This window comes from Deltaproteobacteria bacterium (assembly GCA_020848905.1).
Lineage (GTDB): Bacteria > Myxococcota_A > Polyangia.
This window is the reverse complement of the sequence record JADLHG010000005.1, coordinates 57,830-74,768: the sequence shown is the minus strand read 5'-3', so window position 1 is coordinate 74,768 and position 16,939 is coordinate 57,830. Positions and strand designations below refer to the sequence as shown.

The 16,939-nt window shown below is 70.3% G+C and carries 14 protein-coding genes; 5 read left to right on the top strand and 9 right to left on the bottom strand.

Features of this window, described 5'->3' with window-relative positions:
* Nucleotides 1-14: 14 nt before the first annotated feature.
* Complete coding sequence (locus IT371_03335) at nucleotides 15-908, bottom strand: SAM-dependent methyltransferase (GenBank protein MCC6746664.1); 894 nt, start codon at nucleotides 906-908, stop codon at nucleotides 15-17.
* Nucleotides 909-1,038: 130 nt separating this feature from the next.
* Here IT371_03335 and IT371_03330 point away from each other — a divergent pair, with 130 nt between their 5' ends.
* On the top strand, nucleotides 1,039-1,359 hold the full coding sequence (locus IT371_03330; protein MCC6746663.1) for a hypothetical protein: 321 nt from the start codon (nucleotides 1,039-1,041) through the stop codon (nucleotides 1,357-1,359).
* 6 nt (nucleotides 1,360-1,365) lie between these two features.
* On the opposite strand, the gene IT371_03325 is transcribed toward IT371_03330, so the two are convergent.
* From IT371_03325 to IT371_03315, 3 genes are read right to left on the bottom strand one after another with little or no spacing between them, the layout of a single operon-like run.
* Entirely contained in the window at nucleotides 1,366-2,091 is a 726-nt protein-coding gene (locus IT371_03325; GenBank protein ID MCC6746662.1) for a hypothetical protein, read from the bottom strand.
* Nucleotides 2,092-2,093: 2 nt separating this feature from the next.
* Nucleotides 2,094-3,695, bottom strand: coding sequence for a hypothetical protein (locus IT371_03320; GenBank protein MCC6746661.1), 1,602 nt, complete (start codon nucleotides 3,693-3,695; stop codon nucleotides 2,094-2,096).
* Nucleotides 3,692-5,362 carry a hypothetical protein gene (locus IT371_03315; protein ID MCC6746660.1) on the bottom strand — a complete coding sequence of 557 codons (1,671 nt, stop codon included), beginning with the start codon at nucleotides 5,360-5,362 and terminating at the stop codon, nucleotides 3,692-3,694. Before IT371_03315 ends, IT371_03320 begins: the two co-directional genes overlap by 4 nt.
* A 437-nt stretch (nucleotides 5,363-5,799) precedes the next feature.
* Here IT371_03315 and IT371_03310 point away from each other — a divergent pair, with 437 nt between their 5' ends.
* Nucleotides 5,800-6,606: a Fic family protein gene (locus IT371_03310; GenBank protein MCC6746659.1), complete on the top strand. Its 807-nt coding sequence runs from the start codon at nucleotides 5,800-5,802 to the stop codon at nucleotides 6,604-6,606.
* Between the two features lie 79 nt (nucleotides 6,607-6,685).
* A complete protein-coding gene (gene lysA, locus IT371_03305; protein MCC6746658.1) occupies nucleotides 6,686-7,963 on the top strand; it encodes a diaminopimelate decarboxylase in 1,278 nt (425 codons plus the stop codon).
* A 21-nt stretch (nucleotides 7,964-7,984) separates the two neighbouring features.
* Here the strand turns inward: lysA and IT371_03300 are convergent, their stop codons facing one another.
* Together IT371_03300 and IT371_03295 are read right to left on the bottom strand one after the other, a co-directional pair.
* Nucleotides 7,985-9,682, bottom strand: a complete 1,698-nt coding sequence (locus IT371_03300; GenBank protein MCC6746657.1) for an FHA domain-containing protein — start codon at nucleotides 9,680-9,682, stop codon at nucleotides 7,985-7,987.
* 93 nt (nucleotides 9,683-9,775) lie between these two features.
* Nucleotides 9,776-10,867 carry an LptF/LptG family permease gene (locus tag IT371_03295; GenBank protein ID MCC6746656.1) on the bottom strand — a complete coding sequence of 364 codons (1,092 nt, stop codon included), beginning with the start codon at nucleotides 10,865-10,867 and terminating at the stop codon, nucleotides 9,776-9,778.
* 72 nt (nucleotides 10,868-10,939) lie between these two features.
* On the opposite strand from IT371_03295, the gene IT371_03290 reads away from it, so the two are divergent.
* Nucleotides 10,940-12,196, top strand: a complete 1,257-nt coding sequence (locus tag IT371_03290) for an adenosylhomocysteinase (GenBank protein ID MCC6746655.1) — start codon at nucleotides 10,940-10,942, stop codon at nucleotides 12,194-12,196.
* Nucleotides 12,197-12,202: 6 nt separating this feature from the next.
* Here the strand turns inward: IT371_03290 and IT371_03285 are convergent, their stop codons facing one another.
* The gene (locus IT371_03285) at nucleotides 12,203-12,640 is read right to left on the bottom strand and encodes a hypothetical protein (protein MCC6746654.1); all 438 of its coding nucleotides are present in this window, start codon (nucleotides 12,638-12,640) and stop codon (nucleotides 12,203-12,205) included.
* A gap of 342 nt (nucleotides 12,641-12,982) precedes the next feature.
* Here IT371_03285 and IT371_03280 point away from each other — a divergent pair, with 342 nt between their 5' ends.
* Nucleotides 12,983-13,759 (top strand): Crp/Fnr family transcriptional regulator, encoded by a 777-nt coding sequence (locus IT371_03280; protein ID MCC6746653.1) that lies wholly within the window; start codon nucleotides 12,983-12,985, stop codon nucleotides 13,757-13,759.
* On the opposite strand, the gene IT371_03275 is transcribed toward IT371_03280, so the two are convergent.
* Both IT371_03275 and IT371_03270 read right to left on the bottom strand, forming a co-directional pair.
* On the bottom strand, nucleotides 13,749-15,623 hold the full coding sequence (locus IT371_03275) for a hypothetical protein (protein MCC6746652.1): 1,875 nt from the start codon (nucleotides 15,621-15,623) through the stop codon (nucleotides 13,749-13,751). The genes IT371_03280 and IT371_03275 overlap by 11 nt on opposite strands.
* A 113-nt stretch (nucleotides 15,624-15,736) precedes the next feature.
* Entirely contained in the window at nucleotides 15,737-16,900 is a 1,164-nt protein-coding gene (locus IT371_03270) for a methionine adenosyltransferase (protein ID MCC6746651.1), read from the bottom strand.
* Nucleotides 16,901-16,939: the final 39 nt, after the last annotated feature.

Below are 16,939 nucleotides of genomic sequence, written 5' to 3'. Positions count from 1 at the left end.
CAACTACGATTCGTTCAGGCCGCCTCCGGCAGGAGCTCCGGGAGGAGCTGCTCCACCAGCCACGGCCGCACCGGGATCTGCCGCAGCAGCTCCGCCAGCTCCTTCCGGGCGGGGTCGTGGTACCGGCCCACGCGCCGCCCGAGGATCAGCTCGTTCTTCACGCTGTGCTCCCAGCCGGCGAGCTCGGTCACGCTGATCGCATAGCCGTGGGCCTGCAGAAGCAGCGCGCGGAGGACGTTGGTCAGGTGCGACCCGAACTCGCGGCGGTGCCATGCGTGGCGCCACAGTACGGACAGGGGCGGGGCGGGAAGGGCCGGCGCGGAGAGCGCGCCGAGCTGGCGGGCGAGCTCCGCCTGACAGCAGGGGACGAGGGCCACGTGATCGGCGTTGGTGCGGACCGCGCGCACGATCGCCTCGTCGGTGGCCGTGTCACAGGCGTGGAGCGCGAGGACGAGGTGGGTCCGCTCGGGCAGCGTGGCCTCCAGAATGGAGCTCTGCAGCACCTCGAGGCGGGCGTAGCCGTTCCGGTCGCGCAAGGCCGTCGCGCGCGTGGCGAGCTCCGCGCGGCTCTCGATGGCCTTGACCTGGCCCGTCTCCCGGTCGCGAAGGAGCAGGTCGTAGAGCGCGAAGCCGAGGTAGCTCTTCCCCGCCGCGGCGTCGACGAGGACGGGGTCCGGGTGGCGTTCGAAGAGGTCCGCGAGCGCGGGCTCCAGCAGGCGAAGGAAATGCGAGATCTGCTTGAGCTTGCGGTTGGCGCTGGCGGTGGCGCTGCCGTCGCGGTTGACGAGCCCGAGTTCTTGCAGCAGCTCGACGGACTGGCCCGGCTGGAGGCTCTTTCGCAGCTCCAGCGGCGACAGGGTGGTCCGGAAGGCGGCGTCTCGGGGGCGGCTCTTGGCCTGCTTGCTCATGGGGTAGCCGGGGGCTCTCGTGAATGGGGGGCTTGGCCCAGACTACTACACGGCGCGGGCCGGGCCAGCGGCCTTTTGCGTTGACTCACCGGCGGTTATCTTGTAACTGCCTCACCCTGAGGTGAACACCATGCGACCCATTTCCATGTTCGAGAAGCTCGTAGTCATCGGCCGTCGGTGGTCCGCGGCGGCGCTCTTGGTCGTGCTTGCCGGGTGGGGTCTCGGGTGCGGTGGGTTCGAGTTTGGCAAGGCTTGCGGGCACGATGGCCAGTGCGACGGCGAAGGCGTCTGTCAGGAGCGTCCGCTCTCGACGCTGCCGGAGAAGTACTGCACGAAGACCTGCGAGAGCGGGCCGGACGTCTGTCCCGCGGACTACGAGTGCGTGACCTTCAAGGGGACGTCGGCGAAGCCCCGCTGCATCAAGAAGACCGACGTGGCGGCGTACCAGTAGCGCGGTCTAGAAGCGCACGACGGCGCCGAGACGCAACACGGGTCCGGAGAGCGAGACGCCGCCGAGAGGCGAGGCGACCCGCGGTATAGCCAGCAGCTCGGGGTCGGTCTTGGGGCGCGCTTCGAAACGCAGCGCCGAGGCGAGACTCATCCCGCCTTCGATCACGATGCCGGCCGTGAAGCCGCTGCCGCCCTGGCGCATCCACCGTCGCGGGACGAGCGCTGAGATCCCCGCTAGCGCATAGCCGGCGAACCCGGCGGTGCGGTCGGTGTCCGCCTCGGTCACGGTGAGGCTGCTCCCCACGCCCGACGCGGCGGGCTGCAGACGCGCGGCCCCGAAGAGCGCGCCGGCGCCGAGGCGCAGGTGCGGCACGAGCCACGGCCAGATCGGGACCGCGTAGCGGGCGCCGACGGTCACCGAGTGAAAGAGGGCGTCCACCTTGGCCTCGCCGCCGAAGAGCTCGGTGCGGCTCGCCCCCACGGTCCAGCTCCCCTCGACCCAGAGCGCCCCGCGGCCCAGCTCGACGAGCGAGCGGGCGTAGCCGAGCTCGGCCTGGAGGAGCCCGGCGCTCTTCGAGAAGCCGCCGTAGCTCGCATCGAGCACCCGCGTGGTGCTGAGCCGCACGGAGACCTCGTTGTGCGCGCGCGCCGAGCCGGCCTGGGCGAGCGCCGCCGCCACGAGGGCGAACCGCAGGAGTCTTACGTTCCATCGTCGCTGGCTGGATCGCTGCATGGTCAGTCCCTCATTTCCGTGTCGAGCAGGTCGCGCAGCAGAAAGCCCCAGAGGAGGAGCGCCTCGTCGCGGCGGGCCAGCGCCTTCGGCAGGACGGTCACCAGCCCGTGCTGCTGTCCGTGGTCCACGATCACGCGCTCGCCCACCGTCATCACCTGTCGCGGTGCGAAGTCGAGGCGCAGCGCGACGGGGCTGAGCGTCTCGAGGTCCAGGATCCCGAGGCGGTCCACGCCGGGGGCGACCCCGACGAGGTGCGTCTCGCCGACGAAGTCGTAGCTCGTCAGCCCGACCTGCCCGTGAATCGGGGTCTCGGTGCGGTACTTGCCGACGAGGTCGAGCACCGAGATCACGGTGCGGCTGCTGTTGTGCACCACGAGGGCCTTGCGGTCGCCGGGGGCGACGAGGAGCTCGCGCACGGGCTGCTCCAGCACCACCTGCGAGTGGTTCTGGCCGAGGAGCTGGCTCAGTCGCTCCAGCTTGAGGAAGTGCACGCGGCCCTGGGGGAGCGTGCGGCTGTAGAGGAGCGCGGTGGTCGGCTTCGCCTGGGGGATCCCGACGACGGTGTCGACGCTCGCTCCGAGCGGGACGATCCCGTACTGGCTCGTGGAGGGATCGATCACCGCCGCCTCCTGGCTGCCGGTGGCCGCGAGGAGGAAGGTCTTCCCCTCTTCCTGGTAGAGCTGCATGTCCAGGATCGCGCGGCCCGTGCTGGGCTGGTTGATGCGGGGCACGAAGTCGTTGTCGCCCGCGCCCGCGGCGGCCTTGGGCTCGAGCGTGAGGGCGAACACGTCGGCGGCTCCGTCGGCGCGCACGAAGATGGTGGGCGGCTCGTCCACGAAGAGGACCTGGCGCGGGGTGACGCTGCTCGGCTGGCCGGCCCCGCTCAAGGGGACGGTGATCTCGCGGCGCCCGGGGTTCGTGGCGTCGAGGAGCGTCAGGTAGCCGCGGGAGAGGAGCACCGCGAGCGTGCGCTTCGGGCCGCTCTTCGCCGGGATCGCGAGCGGCTGCGAGAAGACCACGCCGATGGGGGACGAGCCGAACGACCGCACGGTGCGGGGGGCGGGGTTCGTGGGGCCGGCATCCTGATCGAGCCGCAGGAGCGCCACCTGGTTCGGGTTGCGCAGGAAGGACTCGCTCGTGTTCTTGCCCGAGGCGTCCTCGCTGAAGTGCGCCAGGGCGAGCGCGCCGTCGGCGGAGACGGCGATGCGGTCGAACGGGGCGGGCAGCGCGTAGCGGCGGACCACCTCGAGCCCGCCGGGCGCGGCGCGGAGCACGAACAGGGCGGGCTCCTCGGTGAGCTGCTCCTTCTTCAGGGCCTCCTTCCCCGCCGTCAGCACGAGCAGGCGCTGGCGGTCCGCGGTGGGCGTGACGAAGGTCGCGTTGCGGCCGATCGGTACGCTCCCGACGGTGGGAGGCGCGGCGGTGGGGTCGAGGCCGAAGGCCAGCCCGCGGGTGCTGTCCACCCAGACCACGCGCTCCTTGAGCTTGTAGGGGCCGTCGACCTTCAGGTCGGTGGACCAGAGGTCGGGTCGGGCGGGGCAGCCGCTCGCGAGGAGGGTCGCGACGCCCAGCAAGAAGGTTCTTCGCGCAAAGAGGGCGCTCATTCGATCACCTGGCTGTTGAGGGCGAAGCCCGTGAGAGTGCGGAGGCTGCTCGACTGCGTGTCGATGAAGGTCACGCGCCCGAGGGGATGTTCCTGGGCCACGTAGACCTGCTTCGTGGCGGGAACCACGCCCACCGACACGGGCGGCGAGCCGAGGGGGATGGCGCGCGTGAGGAACGACCGCAGGTCGATCGCCTCGGCGAGGCGAATGGCGCCTGCCGAGCCGCTGAGGAGCAGATACGCCGCGCCACCGTCGCCGGTGAAGGCCACGGGGCCCGGGTCCACCGCCGTGAGCTGGAGCTTCACGTAGCCGTCGAGGAGTCGCAGCACGCTGTAGCCGGAGCGCTTGTCGAGCTGGACCTCCACGGGGTCGGCCGGCGAGAGGGAGCCCGGCAGGCGGTTGTGCAGCACCAGCGCGGTCGTGCTGTCCGGCGCGGGGAGCACCGTCCGCACCCCCTTCTCGAGGCGCACGGTGCGCAGCTCGCGGCTCTTCAGCTCGGCCACCAGCAGGACCTCCTGATTGGTGGCGTTGGTGAAGAGGAGCGCGCGTTGACCGTCCGGGGTGAGGGCGGCCTGCCCGGCGGTGTAGCTGCCGGTCGAGAGTCGCTGCACGCCGCTCGGGTCGGTCAGGTCCGCGGGCAGGTCGATGAAGGCGACCTCCTTCGCGTCGCGCAATACGGCCAGGGCCAGCGCGCCGTCGGGGGCGATGTCCAGGTCGGTGGGCTCCGCGCCGAGCGGCAGGTCGGTCAGCGCCCGCGTCTCCAGGTTCACCACGCGCAGCGCCTTGAGGCCGGGGATGCGCGCCAGGGCCAGCTTTCCGTCCGGGGTGATGGCCACCTCCGACGGGCGCGCCTCGGTCAGGAGGTCCCGCACGAGCGGAATCGCGGGGACGATGCTCGGCTCCAGCTTCTTCGTCAGGTCGAGCGTGGAGACACCGTGGTCCGTGACGACGTAGGCGCGCGAGCCGTCGGCCGCGAACTGGACCTCGCGGGGGTTGAAGCCCACCGACAGATCCACCGCCTGCTCCTGGCCGGCCACGAGGCGCAGCAGCGTCACCTCCTGAAAGGTCACCTGCGAGCCGAACTGCCCCTGCGTGAGGCTCACGTCGAAGAAGGCCACGGCGTGCCGTCCGTCGGGGGCCATGGCGAGCTGGTTCAGTCCCGCAGCGGTACGGAGGGTGAGCACCTCGTCCGTTCCGTCCGCTCGCGAGCGCAGGATCGACGCGCTGCCCGCGGCCCGGTTCAGGACCACGGCCAGGTCCTCGCCGGGGGCCGTGCGCAGGGCGCCGGGATTCTCGCCCACCTTCACCGTCCGCACGCCGAGGGTCTGCGAGTCGATCTTCACCACCGTGTCCTGCGCGGCGATGGCCACGTAGACGTAGCGCTTGCCGCTGGCGGGGGACTCGCGCTTCACCTCCACCTCGGGGGGAGGCGGCGCTCCCCCGTCCCCGGCGCCCCCATCCCCCTGCCGTGAGGGGGCCATGCAAAACCCGAACTGGTTGCAGGTCTGGCCCGGCGGGCAATCGTTCGGCGCGACGCACTGCCTCCCCCGGGTGGTCCCGCTGTCCGGCGAGGCCGCGCGGTCGCCTCCAAAGGATTCTGCGCTCTTGGCGGCGCCGCAGCCCGCTCCGCAGGTCATCAGGATGGACGTCAGGATCACGAGTCGCATCAGCTTTCCTCCAGCTCGGCGAGTAGCAAGGGGCGCGCCGGCCCGTGGCGCTTCGACTAAGCCACTTATATCGCTAGGTAAAAGATCGCATGCGGCGGGTGGGCCGGTGGTTTTTCGCCGCTCCCCGGGCGGGCCGCCACCGGACATTCATGTCAGACTTGGGCCAGGCTCACGCCGACGTACGAAGCGAGGCGGGGAATACCGCGCCGACGGATCGTATTGAGAGGGGTGAGGCTCGCGAAGGCGCCAGGGATAAGGGCCAGGAGGTTTGCGCCGGGCGCCGCGCCGAGAGCCCTAACATGTTAATTTCCATTGACTAACGTCCTTGGTGGAGCTAAGGTGCCCCGCCCGTTGCGGATCGGGGTAAGGGGCGTGGGCCGAAGCGGCGCGTCGTACGGGAGCCGCTCGGGGACGTTCAACTGGCGGAGTTGCATGCCATGAGTTCTGCAGTCTACAGCGATATCGATCGGAAGATGGAGCTCATTCGCGCTCGGCTCGAGCGCGATGAGAATCTGCTCCAGGACTTCAACAGCCGACTCGACGTGTCGTGGATCTACCATGACAACGCCTTGGAGGGGGTCGTACTGACCTACCACGAGCTCCGGGCCTCCATCGACGAGGAGATCATCAGCGATGCCACGCTGATCCCGTCGTACGAGGACGTGAAGCACCACAAGGCGTCCATCGAGTTCGTGCGGCAGTCCGCGGCGAAGCGCAAGCCGCCGATCGGGCTCGAGTTCCTCAAGCGCATCTACCAGCTCCTGAACGACGAGCCGGTGCCGAAGGCGACGAAGGAGAAGGCCAAGGCGCCGAGCGCGGTCCAGACCGTGGGGCTTTACCGCCGCGACAACCCGCTTCATCGACTCTACTTCCACGAGATCGCGCCGCCCGAGAAGATCGGGTACCACATGCGAAAGCTCGGGCAGTGGCTGGCGACCGAGGAGGTGCGGCGCCTGCATCCGGTGCGGCGCGCGGCGCAGGCCCATCACAAGCTGATCGGGATCTATCCGTGGCCCAAGCACTCGGGGCGCATCGCGCGGCTTTTGATGAACGCGATGCTCCTGCGCGACGGGTACCTGCCGGCGGTGATCCACGCTATCGAGCGGCAGCGCTACTACGAGGTGCTCCGCCATCCGCCGGGAGCGCTGACGACCCTCGTGGCCGAGAGCCTCAACAGCACCCTGGACGCCGCCTTGCGTTACCTCGAAGAGGTGGATGCGCAAGGGCTGCGCGCCGCGTCCTAGGCCCAGAGCTCGCTTGGGTTGAGCCCTCGCGGCCTGCGCGGGCCCGTTTCGCCCCCTTTCTTCTCGGAGCAGGTTTCCCATGGACCACTTCCATTACCGTGGCGAGGAGCTCTTCTGCGACGGCGTTTCGCTGGCGCGCATCGCCGAGAGCGTGGGGACGCCGTGCTACGTCTACAGCCACGCGACGCTGGTGCGGCACTATCGGGTCTTCGCCGACGCGCTGTCGGAGATGCCCCACCTCATCTGCTACAGCGTGAAGGCCAACACGAACGGCGCGATCCTCGCCGCGCTGGGAGCGCTCGGCGCGGGGGCCGACATCGTGAGCGCGGGGGAGCTCGTGCGGGCGCTCCGGGCCGGGATACCCGCCGACCGCATCGTCTTCTCCGGGGTGGGTAAGCAGGCCTTCGAGCTGGAGCGGGCGCTCGAGGCGGGCATCCTGATGTTCAACGTCGAGAGCGAGGGGGAACTCGAGCTCCTGGCGCAGGTGGCGGACCGCATGGGGAAGCGCGCCCCCATCTCGCTGCGGGTGAATCCCGACGTGGATCCGGGCACGCACCCGTACATCGCGACGGGGCTGCGGAAGAGCAAGTTCGGCGTCCCGCTCGGCCGCGCGCGGGCGGTCTACGAACGCGCGCTCGCGCTCCCGTCGGTGGAGGTGCGGGGGATCGATTGCCACATCGGCTCGCAGCTCACCTCGGTCTCGCCCTTCGTGGACTCGCTCGGCAGCTTGGTGCGGCTGGCCGAGGAGCTGAAGCAGAAGGGCGTGGCGCTGCGCTACCTGGACGTGGGGGGCGGGCTCGGCATCCGCTACTCCGAGGAGACGCCTCCCTCCCCGGAGCAGTACGGGCGAGCGCTGGCCGAGGTGGTGGGCGAGCTCAAGGGGCTCGGCGTGACGCTGATCTGCGAGCCGGGGCGGGTCATCGTGGGCAACGCCGGGGTGCTGCTCACGCGCGTCATCGGGGAGAAGCACAACGAGCAGAAGCGCTTCGCGATCATCGACGGCGCGATGAACGACCTCATCCGTCCCGCGCTCTACGGTTCGTTTCACAGCATTCGGCCGGTGCGGCGGCGCGCCGGGGCGGAGAACGTGGTGGTCGACGTGGTGGGCCCGATCTGCGAGAGCGGCGACTTCCTCGCGCAGGACCGGCCCCTGCCGGCGGTCGAGGTGGGCGATCTGCTCTCGGTGATGTCCGCCGGGGCCTACGGCTACGTCATGTCGTCGAACTACAACTCGCGCCCCCGGGCCGCGGAGGTGATGGTCAAGGGAGAGGAGTTCGCGGTGGTGCGCGAGCGCGAATCCCTCGAGGACCTGACGCGCGGCGAGCACGTGCCGGCCTGGGTCCGCGACCCCGCCTGATTCGCGTCGTCGGAAACACCCCTACCGCTGAAGCAGCCTATAGGTCCGCCGGTCGGGCAGCAGGGCGAGCTCGTCGCCGTGGTAGCGGGCGGAGGGGAGCTGCCGCAGGGTGGCTTCCGTGACAAGCACCGCCGTGCCGCTGTGCCGGCGCGCGAGCTCCGAGGCCAGCGCGATGGGGCCGCCCATGGCCACGTACTCGAGGCGGTCCGCGGGGCCGAGAATGCCGGCCACGAGCGAGCCGGTATCGAGGCTGCAGCGGAGAGCCAGGCTTTGGCCGCGGGGCCAGAGCGCGGCCGCCGAGGTGAGCTCCTCGCAGAGGCGCAGCGCCGCCTCCGCCGCCCAGACGGCGTCGCGGTCGCGCGACTCGGGGGCGCCGAAGAGCGCGAGCGCGTAGCCGCCGTGGAGCTTGACCAGACTGCCCCCGTTGGCGAAGACCTGCTCGTAGACCATGCCGTAGTAGTCGTGCAGGACGGTGGCCAGCTCCTGGGGGTCCACCTGCCCGACCAGCGCGTCGAAGCCCTGGAGGTCGCAGACCAGCGCCGTGGCGTGGTGTTCCTCCATGTCGCCCACGCGACCCCCGCGCTGGAAGATGCGGTCCACCACCTCGGGCGGGTGAAAGCGCTCGAGCGCCTTTCGCCGCAGGCTCTCGGCGGCGATGCTCTCCTTGAGTTCGGCGCGGTCGGCGCCGCTCGAGAGGAGCGAGGCGAGCGCCGTGACGAGGTCGCCTTCCGTGCTGGCGAACGGGACGCCACCCGCGCGATTCAGGTAGAGCACGCCGCGGACCGTGCCGTGGACCAGGATCGGCGACGCGACCACCGAGCGGATGTTGTAGAGCGCGAGGCTGTCGCCGGCGTTGATGCGGCGGTCGTGGCCGACGTCGGTGCTCAGCACCGTCTCCTTCTCGCGCAGCACGAGGTCCACGACCGTGCGACTCACCGGGAGCTCGTCGGGGCCGAGCTCGCCCCGGTGCCGCACGACGCGCGGCTTGAGCTCGCCCGCTCGGTCGACGAGCAGCACGACCACGGTGTCGGCGCCCACCTCCTCCATCACCATGTCGGCCACCGGAGCCAGGAAGCCGTCGAGGTCGGCCGCCGCGGCGAGCTGCTGGCTGACGCGATACATCAGGATCAGCGCCTGGTAGTCGGCGGTGGGGGTCTCGAGGCCGGAGATGGGGATCCCGACCACGGGGGTCGGACGGTCGGCTCCGAGCCGCTCGACGGCCTCGACGAGCGAGCTCTCTCGCCGGGAGAGGACCGTCACGGCGTGCCCCTTGGTGTCGGGGTTGTCGAGCACGAACTGGACCGCCGCGCGGTTGACCTGCACGGTCTTGCGTTCGTGGATGCTCGGCGCGGGGTCGAGCGTGACGTCGTCCACGGAGTAGCCCGTCGGCGCCAGCGCGCCGGGACGCAGCTCCGCCGAGCTCGTGCGCTCCACGCGGCGGATCGTGAGCTGGTGCATGCCGATCTTCACGCGGTCGCCCGTCGAGAGCTCGCGGCGTACCGCGGGGAGCTCGTTCACCTTGGTGCCGTAGGTCGAACCCAGGTCCACGATGGCTACCCGGTCGCTGTCCACGACCAGCGTGGCGTGGTGCCGCGAGACGCCGCGACCGTCCAGCACGAGGGCGTTGGTCGCATCCCGGCCGACGGTGGTCTCACCCTCGACGAGCTTGAACTCGCGGGTCTTGCCGTCCGGTCCGGTGATCGAGAGCAGGAAAGGCACGTCCACTCGCTCGCGGGATGTCGAGGATCCGAGGTGGAAGGATAGCAGCGCCCTCGGGCGGACGGCAACGCTGGCCTAGCTGGCCTAGCTGGCCTAGCTGGCAGTCAGGCGTGGCCAGCGACGACGCAGCACGAGGATCGCGCCGGAGAGGGCCAGGCCGACGGGCAGCCACGCGCCGAGCGGTGGTGGGATCGTGCCTGCGCGCGCGAGCAGCCACCCGGTCGCGAGAAGTAGCCAGAGCCCCACGATGAAGCCGACCGCGAGGGTCAGGTCGCGCAGGAGCGGTCGGGCTGCGCCGCCGAGGCCGAAGCTCCAGCCGAGGAGCGCGGCGACGAGCGCGAAGAGGGGAAAGGAGACGCGGGTGTGAAGGAGTACCGCGAGCGCGGCGCTAGGCCGGTCTGCGGCTCGAGCGCGGGCGATGAGCTGCGCCAGCTCGCGCGAGGTGAGGGCTTCGGGGCGCGGCGGGGCGGCGACGACGAGGGGCCCGAGCTCGGCGAGGAGCGGCCAGCGCCGTTCGCGCGCGTGGGCCACGGTCCAGCCCCCGGAGGGGGACGGGCGGAGCTCGCGCGCTTCGAGCACGCGGGTCGGGTCCGACGGGGAGACGCGTCCCTCGAGGCGGCGGCCGATGGCTCCGCGGGGGTCGCGCTCGAGGGCGAGCAGGTGGAGCTCGTTTGCGCGGCGGGTGAGCTGCACGAGCCAGGATCCCGAGCGCGTCCAGGTCGAGGAGGGGTGCGCTCCGAGGAGGGCGGAGGCGCGCCGTCCGGCGTAGTGGGCGTCGGCGCGGCGCTCGGCCGGCGGTACGGCGAACTCGAGGACGAGGTAGGCCAGCGCGGCGCACCCGAGGCCGATGCCGAGGAGCGGTAGCCCGAGGCGGAGCGGAGAGGCCCCGGCCGCGTAGAGGCTCAGGAGCTCGTGGCGTCGGCGCAGGGTGCCTAGGGCCAGCACGATGGCGAGCAGCAGCGCGGCCGGTAGAAGCTGGACGGCGATGTGTGGCAGGTGGAGCAGGGCGGCCCGGAGCACCGCGGGCCAGCCCACCTCGGAGGCGAGCCGCCGCCCTTGATCTCCGAGGTCGAAGGCCAGGTAGATCGCGGTGAGCACCGGCCAGGCGAGCGCGAGCCGCACGAGCACCAGCGCCGCGAGATAACGTGCGAGCACCACGCCTGCCGGTGTAGCCAAGATCCGCACAGGGATCAACGCCTTGACTTGCGAATTCGATCCGCTGTACTCACCAGGCTCTTTGAGGCGAAGGAGCGAGAGATGAACTACAAGGTGGCGAACCTCGGGCTGGCCGACGCGGGCCGACGTCGCATCGAATGGGCCGAATCCCGGATGCCGGTGCTGATGGCGATCCGCGAGAAGTACGCCCAGACCAAACCGCTGGCGGGGATGCGCATCGCCGGGTGCCTGCACGTCACCAAGGAGACCGCGGTGCTCGTGCGGACCCTGAAGGCCGCGGGGGCCGAGGTGAGCTGGTCGGGCTGCAACCCGCTCTCCACGCAGGACGACGTGGCCGCGGCGCTGGCTGCCGAGGGGACCTCGATCTACGCCTGGCACGGTATGAACAGCGAGGAGTTCTACTGGTGCATCGAGAAGACGCTCGAGTTCAAGCCCACGCTGACGCTCGACGACGGCGCGGACCTGATCTTCACCGTCCACAGCAAGCATAAGGAGCTCGCCAAGACGGTGATCGGCGGGACGGAAGAAACGACCACGGGAGTGAAGCGGCTCCGCGCCATGGCGTCGGACGGCGCGCTGCTCTACCCGGTCTACGCCGTGAACGATTCGATCACCAAGTGCGACTTCGACAACGTCTACGGCACCGGGCAGAGCTCGCTCGACGGGATCCTGCGCGCGACGAGCATTCTCTTCGCCGGCAAGACCTTCGTCGTCGCCGGCTACGGCCACTGCGGCCGCGGCTGTGCGATGCGCGCCCGTGGCGCGGGGTCTCGCGTGATCGTGACCGAGGTGAAAGCTACGACCGCGCTCAAGGCCGTGCTCGACGGGTTCGAGGTCATGCCGATGGACGAGGCCGCGAAGCTCGGCGACATCTTCATCACCGCGACGGGCATGAAGGACATCATCGTCAAGCGGCACTTCGAGACCATGAAAGAGGGCGCCGTGGTCTGCAACACGGGTCACTACGACTGCGAGATCAACCTCAAGGACCTCGAGGATCTCTGCAAGGGGCGGGTTCGCGAGATGCGGCCGAACAACGAGGAGTACTCGCTCTCCGACGGGCGTCGGGTCTACGTCCTCGCCAAGGGACGGCTCGTGAATCTGGCGGCGGCCGAGGGCCATCCCTCCGAGGTGATGGACATGTCTTTCGCGAACCAGTTCTTCGCGCTGAAGACGCTCGCCGAGGAGGGCAAGAAGCTGAAGAACGAGGTCTACGTGCTGCCGGAGCAGCTCGACCAGGACGTGGCGGCGATCAAGCTCGGCACGATGGGGGTCGCGATCGACAAGCTGACCGCCGAGCAGGTGAAGTACGCCACGGACTACTCCGCGGGCACCTAGGCCGCACTACGATCCCTGCAGTCCCTGGCCCACGCCGCCGAACGGCAGCCCGATCGTGACGTTCTTGCTGCCGGTGCCGCCCGTGTACGCCGCCCACTTGCCGTTCGCGAGCTGCTTCACGCTCACCTGCACCTTGGCCACTGCCACGTTCTGGCCGGGGATCTGACGCTGGGTCTTGATCAGCCAGCGCTGAACGCCGGTGGCGGAGGTCGAGAGGACCTTCACGCTCACGAGCTGGCTGGCGTGGATCTCCCGGCCGAAGTACGCCCGCAGGACGTTGCCGTACTTTCCGTGGTTGAGGTAGAACGCCGCGCCCTTGAGCGCCGCGGCCTTCGCCGTGCGCTGTGCATTATCCGACAGGCGGCCCGTGGCCTCCGCCGAACCCAGCCCCACCACCGCCAGCAAGGCGACGCCCGTGAGCATTGCGATCCCAAACCGCACCATGACCATCCTCCCTCGTTGTTCCCTGACCGGGATGTTGTACCGCGTGACGATTGCGTGAACCGGGCGGAGCGAAGCACGCGTCGTGCCGATCGCCAGGGGCGCTGGATCGCAGGGGCCGGCGCGAGAGCGGAGCCCATCAACCGTTGTAGTCTCGGCGTCCCCTCCGCAAATCGAAGGCCAGGCGGCCCGAGGCGCCAGGGGCGACAACCAAGGTCCGGCTGCGGGAACGCAGGCCGAGGGGCCACGGCTCGGCGGGCCTTCCAGTCCTGCGGGTAGCCTCGCGCCCTGGCCCGGGCACCGACCTTGCACCTCCACGGCCCCGGTCTAGCCCGAGGTACCGCCGTGGCTCCGCAGCTCAACCCGAAGCGACCCGCCGAACGTAACCTCCCCGTGCGGCCTCCGTTCGGCGACCCCCTGCGCGGGAACCCGGTCTTCTCGGCGCTCGACGCCGAGGCCCGGCGCCGGCTCTCCGCGCAGGGCAAGGTTCGCCTCTACGCCTCGGGCGAGCGCATCCTGCAAGAGGGCGACGCGGCGGACTGGTTCTACGTCCTCCTCGCGGGGAGCGTGCGGGTCTACCACCTCGACGACGACGGGCTCGAGGTCCTGGCGAAGCTCTTCGGGCCCCCGGCCGTCTTCGGCGAGATGGAGCTCCTCGCGGGCCTTCGGCATCTCGAGCACGTCTCGGCGCTCGAGCCGGCGACGCTGCTCTTGCTCCCGCGCGCGGCCTTCCTCGAGGCGCTCGAGAGCTGCCACGGCTTCGCGCTCGCCCTGCTCCGCGACGTGTGTCACCGCTTCTGCATCTCGGGCGCGAACGAGAAGGCGCTCGCCTTCTACGACGTGCCGAAGCGCCTGGCCACCTTCCTCGTCTCGTACGCGCACTTCTACGGGCTCGCGCGCGAGGGGGACGCGGCGCGCCTACCGGTGACGCAGGACGAGATGGCCGGGGCTCTCGGTGTGACGCGGCGGGCGGTGGCCAAGACGATGCGGCTCTGGCGGGCCCAGGGGCTCGTCGCCCGCGAGGGAGACCTCTACGTGGTGAGCGACCTCGGGCGCCTCGAGCGCGAGGCCAGCTCCGAGCTGTCGCTCACCTACCGGTCGGACATGGCGTTCACGGAGTGAAGAGCGACGCGACCTCCGCGTCGGTGAGCGCCCTGTCGAAGATCTTGACCTCGTCCACCGCACCGTCGAAGTAGTCCCCCCCGGCCCCCGAGCGCCCGAGGCTGACGTGCAGGTTGTGCGTCACCGCGGCGCCCGAGGAGGCGCGCGTCGCGCGTCGCACGCCGTCGAAGTAGATGCTGAGCCCCGAGCTCGAGAAGACGAGCGCCACCTGGTGCCAGGTCTCCGCCGTCCAGCTCGCTCCGGTGGCATCCACGCGGTAGGTGCCCGTGGGCGTCCGCACCGCGCCGCGCCAGCCTCGCGTTGCGTCCAGGTAGAAGAGCTGGATCGCGTCGCCATCCGCGAGGAGGTGGTGCCGACGGGACGCCGTCGTGCCGAAGGCCGGCTTGATCCACGCCACGAAGGTGAAGGCGCTGCGCCCCTCGAGCCGACTCTGCGCGGCGAGGTCCAGGTACGAGCTCACGCCGTCGAGGTCGAAGGCCCCGCCGACCTTGCCGGCCGAGAGCGGCGTGGCGCCCCGATTCTGGCAGTCGGCGCAGCCCGAGATGACGTCGGCCACCGAACCGCTCTCGAAGGGCCAGTGCGCGCTCGGCGTGAGCGTGCCGCCGCCGCTCCCGGCGAGGTGCACCGTGACGGTCAGCTCGTCGTGGCTGGTCAGCGCGCCGTCGCTCGCGGCGAGGCGCAGGACGTAGGTTCCGGCCGCGCCGAAGGTCACCGTCGCGTCGAGGAGCCCTGCGTTCGAGAAGACGGCGCTGCCGCCGGCGGGGGCCGAAGAGACGCTCCAGGTGGTGGTGAGCGTGCCGGTGGGGCGTCCGTCGTCGCTCGCCGCGCCCGCGAGGCGCAGCGTCGCGCTCGGGAGCTGGGCCGAGGCGTCCGAGCCGGCGTTCACGACCGGCGCCTGGTTGGCCGCCGGCCCGCCGCCGGGAGTCCACCCGGCGATCTGCGCCATGACCACCCAGAAGGCCTTCGCCAGGCGAATGCCACCCGTGGCCTGGTTCCCGAGGTGTCCGCCGTCGGCCTCGCTCGTGTACTCGGGGCAGATCGCGGCCAGGTCGAGCCCGTCGTCGGGGTGGTTCTCCCAGGCGTTGCCGTTCGAGTAGTAGACCCCGTCGCGGTTGTCGTAGCAGGGGCGTCCGTCGGGGGCGTGGGATTCGATGTCCGCAATGTCGAAGAGGATCTTGTCGTTCGCGCGGGCCCAGGCGCGCAGGTCGCTATTGAAGCGCTCCGAGACCTGGGTTCCGATCCCGCGGGAGAGGCTGCTCGTCGAATAGATGAAGACCTTGCCGGGGAGGCGCGCCTCGTGCGCGACCAGGTCGTGCACGTCCGGCCGGTTCGGCTGGTCAACGAAGTAGCCCGTGGTGGGGCTCGCGATGTCGTCCTGCTCGGAGACCTCGAGGTAGCTGAGCTGCAGGTTGAAGACGTCGTAGCTCGCCGCCTCGGCGGTCGTGACCGCGATGAAGTCCGCGAGTTTCTCGTGCCAGTAGCTACCGCCCGAGAAGGAATAGGCCCAGCGCGAGCGGTCGTAGGCCAGGCTGGGCCGGAAGGTCTCGCCCACCTCGGCCAGGTTCCGTTTGCACCGAGAGGGGGCGGCCTCGTAGCTCGGGTAGGGGAAGCAGTTCAGCGCGTTGCTGATGTTGTCCCCCACCGAGCGGTCGAAAAAGTGCATTCGCAGGGCGCTCGCGGCAGCCAGATACTCGGGGGGGATCTGATCGAAGAGGGCCACGGTGGTGTGGTCGACCACGATCCCGGAGGTTCGCAGGAAGCGGCCCCGCGTCCCCCCTTCTTCAGCGGACGGCGCAGAGGGCGGCGAGCAGCCGAGGAGGGACAAAGAGAGAGCCACGAGGGCGTACAGGGAGCCGCGCATCATCCGTCCTCCATCGGGCCGAGCTGGGCCTCGCACGGAGGAGGTGGGTCGAGGACGGGAAAACGATCACTGGGGCGGCCGCACCGTCTGCGGCCGAGGAGAGCGGAGGCGCGAGGCTACTTCGCGGCGTCCTTGAGAGCGTCCACCTTGTCGGTGCGCTCCCAGGTGAAGCCCGGCTCGTTGCGCCCGAAGTGCCCGTAGGCGGCGGTGGCCTGGTAGATCGGCTGGAGCAGGTTCAGCTCGCGCACGAGCGCCCGCGGGCGGCAATCGAAGACGCGTCGCACGGCGGCGGTGAGCTTCTCCTCGGAGACGGCGGCCGTGCCGAAGGTCTGCACGAGCACCGAGACCGGCTCCGCCACGCCGATGGCGTAGGCGAGCTGCACCTCGGCCTCCTTGGCCAGCTTGGCCGCCACGATGTTCTTCGCGATGTAACGCGCGTAGTAGCAGGCCGAGCGGTCCACCTTGCTCGGGTCCTTGCCGCTGAACGCGCCGCCACCGTGGCGGCTCCAGCCACCGTAGGTGTCCACGATGATCTTGCGGCCCGTGAGGCCCGAATCCCCCTGGGGGCCACCGACGACGAACCGGCCCGTCGGGTTGATGAAGAACTTGGTCTCCTTCGTCACGAGCTGCGCCGGCACCACCTTGCGGACCACGTCCTCCATCACGGCTTCCTTGAGCCGCTCGTGGGAGACCTCCTCGGCGTGCTGGGTGGAGATGACCACCGTGTCCACCATGGCCGCCTTGTCGTCGACGTAGCGGACGGTGACCTGGCTCTTGCCGTCGGGGCGCAGGAAGGGGAGCTGGCCGCTCTTGCGGGCGTCGGTCAGCCGGCGCGCGAGCTGGTGCGCGAGCATGATCGGCAGCGGCATCAGCTCGGTCGTCTGGTCGCAGGCGTAGCCGAACATCATTCCCTGGTCGCCGGCGCCCTGGTCGTCCTTGGTGTAGGCGCCCTTGCCGTCCACGCCCTGCGCGATGTCGGGGCTCTGTCGCTCGAGGGCCGTCAGGATCGCGCAGCTCTTGCCGTCGAAGCCCATGGCGCTGTCGTTGTAGCCGATGCCGAGCACGGCCTTGCGCACGAGCTCCTGCGTCTCGATGGCGGCGGAGGTCGTGATCTCGCCGGCGAGGAGCACGAAGCCGGTCTTCACCAGCGTCTCGCAGGCCACGCGGCAGGTGGGATCCTTGGCGATGATCGCGTCGAGGACCGCATCCGAGATTTGGTCGCAGATCTTATCGGGATGGCCTTCGGTCACTGACTCCGAAGTGAACAGAAAATTCGCCATGATGGTGCTTCTCCGTGGTTGAGACGCGGCATTAGATAG

What these genes read in the sequence shown, in the direction of transcription:
- IT371_03335 (MCC6746664.1), bottom strand. Translation starts at nt 908, where the DNA reads ATGAGCAAGCAGGCCAAGAGCCGCCCCCGAGACGCCGCCTTCCGGACC.
- IT371_03330 (MCC6746663.1), top strand. Translation starts at nt 1,039, where the DNA reads ATGCGACCCATTTCCATGTTCGAGAAGCTCGTAGTCATCGGCCGTCGG.
- IT371_03325 (MCC6746662.1), bottom strand. Translation starts at nt 2,091, where the DNA reads ATGCAGCGATCCAGCCAGCGACGATGGAACGTAAGACTCCTGCGGTTC.
- IT371_03320 (MCC6746661.1), bottom strand. Translation starts at nt 3,695, where the DNA reads ATGAGCGCCCTCTTTGCGCGAAGAACCTTCTTGCTGGGCGTCGCGACC.
- IT371_03315 (MCC6746660.1), bottom strand. Translation starts at nt 5,362, where the DNA reads ATGCGACTCGTGATCCTGACGTCCATCCTGATGACCTGCGGAGCGGGC.
- IT371_03310 (MCC6746659.1), top strand. Translation starts at nt 5,800, where the DNA reads ATGAGTTCTGCAGTCTACAGCGATATCGATCGGAAGATGGAGCTCATT.
- lysA (MCC6746658.1), top strand. Translation starts at nt 6,686, where the DNA reads ATGGACCACTTCCATTACCGTGGCGAGGAGCTCTTCTGCGACGGCGTT.
- IT371_03290 (MCC6746655.1), top strand. Translation starts at nt 10,940, where the DNA reads ATGAACTACAAGGTGGCGAACCTCGGGCTGGCCGACGCGGGCCGACGT.
- IT371_03285 (MCC6746654.1), bottom strand. Translation starts at nt 12,640, where the DNA reads ATGGTGCGGTTTGGGATCGCAATGCTCACGGGCGTCGCCTTGCTGGCG.
- IT371_03275 (MCC6746652.1), bottom strand. Translation starts at nt 15,623, where the DNA reads ATGATGCGCGGCTCCCTGTACGCCCTCGTGGCTCTCTCTTTGTCCCTC.
- IT371_03270 (MCC6746651.1), bottom strand. Translation starts at nt 16,900, where the DNA reads ATGGCGAATTTTCTGTTCACTTCGGAGTCAGTGACCGAAGGCCATCCC.